The sequence below is a fragment of the Streptomyces sp. P5F9 genome (assembly GCF_057961495.1).
The window spans coordinates 1-4641 of the sequence record NZ_JBXVPZ010000627.1 but is presented as its reverse complement, the minus strand read 5'-3'; the positions used below and the strand labels follow the sequence as shown (position 1 = coordinate 4641).

The following is a 4641-nucleotide window of genomic DNA, read 5'->3' as shown; positions in this document are numbered from 1 at the left end:
CCACCCGTGAGGGGGCCCACCACTCCAACCCAGGCCGGCATCACTCAGCCCGTCCGGCGTTTGAGGACGAGGCCGTTCAGGCCGAAGGGGGGTCTGGGGGCGTAGCCCCCAGGGACGTCGGCCCCAACCCCGGCAAGCCTTCTCAAGCGGCGGTACCCTGACCAGGCACATCCGCCCAAGCGTCGCAGACACCCCCTCGGAGGGACACCTCATGCCGCTCGAAGCCGGCCTCCTGGAGATCCTGGCCTGCCCGGCCTGCCACGCGCCCCTCAAGGAGCAGGACACCGAGCTGATCTGCACCGGCGAGGACTGCGGCCTGGCCTACCCCGTCCGGGACGGCATCCCCGTACTGCTCGTCGACGAGGCCCGCCACCCCGCGTAACCGACGACGACGCGATCGGAGGCCGCCGCCCATGCTCGACGAATCGCTGCTCGACACCCCGGAGGCACTGGCCGAGGCCGACCGCCGAGCCCTGCTCCGCGGTGCCGCCGAAGCCGGTGCCCGGGTGCGCACGGCCGCCCGGCACGCCGCCGAGGCCGGAGTCCACGACCTGAAACCGGACGGCCGCCCCCGCGCCATCCTGATCGCCGGCCCCGGCGCCGCCGCCACCTGCGTCGCCGACCTGCTCGGCACCCTCGCCGGCGCCAGCAGCCCCGTCACCCGACTGGCACCCACCGGCGTCGCCCCCGCGGCCGGCGCCCTGCGCTGGGAACTCCCGGGCTGGGCGGGCTCCGTGGACCTCCTGCTGATCACCACCCCGGACGGCACCGAACCCGGCCTGTCCCTCCTCGCCGAGCAGGCCTACCGGCGCGGCTGCACCGTCGTAGCCGTAGCACCGACCCACAGCCCGCTCACCGAGGCGGTCGACGGCGCCCACGGCCTCTTCGTACCGATGGCGACCGCACCGTACGAACACGACGAGCCGTTGGCCGCCTCCGCCCCCGGAGTGCTCTGGGCGCTGCTCACCCCGCTGCTCGCGATCCTGGATCGCACCGGCCTGCTCAGCGCGCCGCCGGAGGCGCTGGAGAAGGTCGCCGACCGGCTCGACCAGGTCGCCGAGCGCTGCGGGCCCGCCGTCGCGACGTACAGCAATCCCGCGAAGACCCTGGCCTCCGAACTCGCCGACTCGCTCCCGGTGATCTGGACGGAGGGCACGTCCGCAGGCCCGGCGGGCCGCCGATTCGCCGCCGCGCTCGCCGAGTTGGCCGGCCGCCCCGCGCTCGTCTCCGAACTGCCCGAGGCGCTCGCCGAGCACAACGCGCTGCTGGCCGGCCCGCTCGCCGCCAGCGCCGACCCCGACGACTTCTTCCGCGACCGCGTCGACGAGGCACCCGCGCTGCACGCACGCGTGGTGCTGCTCCGGGACCGTCCGATCGGCGGCCTCACGGCTGCGCCCACCGCCCGTGACCTGGCCCTCAGTCACGACACGCCGGTCAGCGAGCTGGAGCCCGAGGAGGGCGGCGAGTTGGAGACCCTCGCGGAGCTGATCGCCATGACGGATTTCGCCGCCGTTTACCTGGCGCTCGCCTCGGGCGCCTGATCTTGTCGTCGAAGCCCTGAGCCGCCGTACAGCGTCGTACGGGGCGCGAAGCCACCTCGTACCCAGGTCGTCCTCGGGTCGTACGCAGAGAGAACCGGTAGAGAGCCACATGGACCGCCTCGACAACACCGTCCGCCCCTACGCCTGGGGTTCCACCACCGCCATCCCGAAGCTGCTCGGCGTGGAGCCGACCGGCGAGCCGCAGGCGGAGATGTGGATGGGCGCGCACCCGGGCGCACCCTCACGCACCGCGCGCGGGACGCTCGTCGAGGTCATCGAGGCGGCTCCGGAGCGGGAGTTGGGCGAGAAGGCGGTGGCGAAGTTCGGCCCGCGACTGCCCTTCCTGCTGAAGATCCTCGCCGCCGGCGCCCCGCTCTCCCTCCAGGTGCACCCCAACCTGGAGCAGGCGAAGGAGGGTTACGCCGACGAGGAGCGCAGGGGCATCCCCGTGGACGCCCCGCACCGCAACTACAAGGACGCCAACCACAAGCCCGAACTGATCTGCGCGCTCACGGAGTTCGACGGCCTGTGCGGCTTCCGCGACCCGCTGCACGCGGCCGACCTGCTCGCCGGCCTCGGCGTCGACTCCCTGAAGCCGTACGTGGACCTCCTGCACGCACACCCCGAGGAAGCCGCCCTGCGCGAGGTCCTCACGGCGATCCTCACCGCCGACCCCGAGGAGATGCGCCACACGGTCACCGCGGCGGCGACCGCCTGCACGCGCCTCGGCGGCGACTACGCGCCCTACGCCGACATCGCCCACCACTACCCGGGCGACCCCGGCGTCATCGCGGCCATGCTCCTCAACTACGTCCGACTCCAGCCCGGCGAGGCCCTGTTCCTCGGCGCAGGCATCCCGCACGCCTACCTCAACGGCCTCGGCGTGGAGATCATGGCCAACTCCGACAACGTCCTGCGCTGCGGCCTCACCCCCAAGCACGTCGACGTCCCCGAACTCCTGCGCATCGTCCGCTTCGAGGCGAGCGACCCCGGAGTGCTGCGCCCCGAGGCGTCCCCCGACGGCGAGGAGGTCTACGAGACCCCCATCGACGAGTTCCGGCTGTCCCGGTACGTCCTCCCGGAGGGCACCGGCGCCCACGACCTCACCCTCGACACCCCGCAGATCCTGCTCTGCACGGCCGGCGCGGTGAAGGCGGGCGAGTTCGAACTGGCGCCCGGCCAGTCGGTCTTCGTCCCGGCGGGAGACACGGCGGAGGTGTCCGGAGCCGGCACGGTCTTCCGGGCCACTGTGATCGTATGACCGGGCCTGTGGATACCTGACGAGCCGTCGCCGGGCAGGGCTGCAAGAATGACCCACCGGCAAAGGACGGGCAAAGACGACCGGACGGCCACTCTGGGCAGACGTCCGGGGCAGACGTCCGGGGCAGACGTACGAAGGCGAAGGGACACCGCGAACACATGAGCGCGTCAGGCGGCACCAGGGCGATCGTGGCGGCACTCGGCGCCAATCTCGCGATCGCGGCATCGAAGTTCGTCGCGTTCGCCTTCAGCGGCTCGTCCTCGATGCTCGCCGAGGGCGTCCACTCCCTCGCGGACTCCGGCAACCAGGCCCTGCTCCTGATCGGCGGCAAGAAAGCCCAGCGCGAGGCCACCCCGCAGCACCCCTTCGGTTACGGCCGCGAGCGGTACATCTACGCCTTCCTCGTCTCGATCGTCCTCTTCTCCGTCGGCGGCATGTTCGCCGTCTACGAGGGCTACGAGAAGATCAGGCACCCGCACGAACTGGAGCACTGGTACTGGCCGGTGGGCGTCCTGGTGTTCGCGATCATCGCCGAGGGCTTCTCGTTCCGTACGGCCATCAAGGAGTCGAACGAACTGCGCGGCTCGCACTCCTGGTCGCAGTTCATCCGCCGCGCCAAGGCCCCCGAACTGCCCGTCGTCCTCCTGGAGGACTTCGGCGCGCTCATCGGCCTGGTCCTCGCCCTCGGCGGCGTCGGCATGGCCCTGCTCACCGGCGACGGCGTCTGGGACGGCATCGGCACCCTCTGCATCGGCATCCTGCTCATCCTGATCGCACTGGTCCTCGCCGCCGAGACCAAGTCCCTGCTGCTCGGCGAGTCCGCCGGCATCGAGGACGTCAAGAAGATCGAGGCCGCGATCGTCGACGGCCACACGGTCACCGGCATCATCCACATGCGCACGCTCCACCTCGGCCCCGAGGAACTGCTCGTCGCAGCCAAGATCGCCGTCCAGCACGACGACACGGCCACCGAGCTCGCCACCGCGATCAACGCCGCCGAGTCCCGCATCCGCGAAGCCGTCCCGATCGCCCGCGTGATCTACCTCGAACCCGACATCTACAGCGAGTCCGAAGCCGCCAAGGGCCCGGACCGCGAAGCCACCCCAGGAGGCCCGGCCCAGCACCCCGCCGAACACTGAGTCCCTCCGCCGCTACGGCGACAGGGCCAGCCGAGTCGTCCGACGGGCCCCGCTGCTCCGACTAGCCCTGCTGAACGGGCCACGGCGCCACCGGCACCGCCCGCTGCCGCCGTACGACGAACGCGGCGCTCCCCAGGCCGATCCCGACCAGGGCGAGCACGACCCCGCCGATGACCACCGCCCCGATGCCGGAGGCGACCGTACGGTCGTCGGTCACCCGGCCCCGGACGGCGGACTCGGCCACCGTCCCGTCGTGGTCGCCGACGAAGAAACGCGAATCCCTGGAGTTCGCGCGGTTGTCGCCGAGAAGGAACAGCCGCCCCTTCGGGACCGTCACGTCGTACGTCTTGTGCATGTCGTCGACGTCCCCCTGCTTCGCATAGGGCTCCGCAAGCGGCTTTCCGTTCACGGTGATCCGCGCGGCCGTGCCCGAACTCGTGCAGCACGCCACGCGGTCGCCGCCCACCCCGACGACCCGCTGCATCACGCTCGCGCTGAATCCGTAGCGGTCCGGCGCCGAGAACAGCACGACGTCACCGCGGTGCACCTCGCCGCCGTCGGCCTTCTCGTAGATGATCCGGTCGCCCGGCTCGTACGTCGGCGCCATGCTCTGGCTGCTGATGGTGGAACTCCCGTACGAATTCCGCGCGTACGCGAGCGCGCCGACCGCCAGCACCACCCCCAACAGCCCCACCACAAC

The 4641-nt window shown here is 71.8% G+C and carries 5 protein-coding genes; 4 read left to right on the top strand and 1 reads right to left on the bottom strand.

All coding sequences use genetic code 11. The features are described from left to right. Positions 1–211 precede the first annotated feature (211 nt). The 4 genes from AC31A1_RS47225 to AC31A1_RS47210 all read left to right on the top strand — a co-directional run bounded on the left by AC31A1_RS47225 (position 212) and on the right by AC31A1_RS47210 (position 3941). Positions 212–382 carry a Trm112 family protein gene (locus AC31A1_RS47225; RefSeq protein WP_019072213.1) on the top strand — a complete coding sequence of 57 codons (171 nt, stop codon included), beginning with the start codon at positions 212–214 and terminating at the stop codon, positions 380–382. Positions 383–413: 31 nt separating this feature from the next. Beyond that, entirely contained in the window at positions 414–1541 is a 1128-nt protein-coding gene (locus AC31A1_RS47220; protein ID WP_489659233.1) for an SIS domain-containing protein, read from the top strand. Positions 1542–1650: 109 nt separating this feature from the next. After that, positions 1651–2802: a mannose-6-phosphate isomerase, class I gene (manA, locus tag AC31A1_RS47215; protein WP_489659232.1), complete on the top strand. Its 1152-nt coding sequence runs from the start codon at positions 1651–1653 to the stop codon at positions 2800–2802. A gap of 158 nt (positions 2803–2960) precedes the next feature. After that, entirely contained in the window at positions 2961–3941 is a 981-nt protein-coding gene (locus AC31A1_RS47210; RefSeq protein ID WP_489659231.1) for a cation diffusion facilitator family transporter, read from the top strand. A gap of 61 nt (positions 3942–4002) precedes the next feature. On the opposite strand, the gene lepB is transcribed toward AC31A1_RS47210, so the two are convergent. Continuing rightward, on the bottom strand, positions 4003–4641 hold a 639-nt coding region (lepB, locus tag AC31A1_RS47205), incomplete at its 5' end, for a signal peptidase I (RefSeq protein WP_489659230.1).

Excerpts from the sequence above, each read along its gene's own strand:
- AC31A1_RS47225 (WP_019072213.1), top strand. The coding sequence starts at position 212 with ATGCCGCTCGAAGCCGGCCTCCTGGAGATCCTGGCCTGCCCGGCCTGC.
- AC31A1_RS47220 (WP_489659233.1), top strand. The coding sequence starts at position 414 with ATGCTCGACGAATCGCTGCTCGACACCCCGGAGGCACTGGCCGAGGCC.
- manA (WP_489659232.1), top strand. The coding sequence starts at position 1,651 with ATGGACCGCCTCGACAACACCGTCCGCCCCTACGCCTGGGGTTCCACC.
- AC31A1_RS47210 (WP_489659231.1), top strand. The coding sequence starts at position 2,961 with ATGAGCGCGTCAGGCGGCACCAGGGCGATCGTGGCGGCACTCGGCGCC.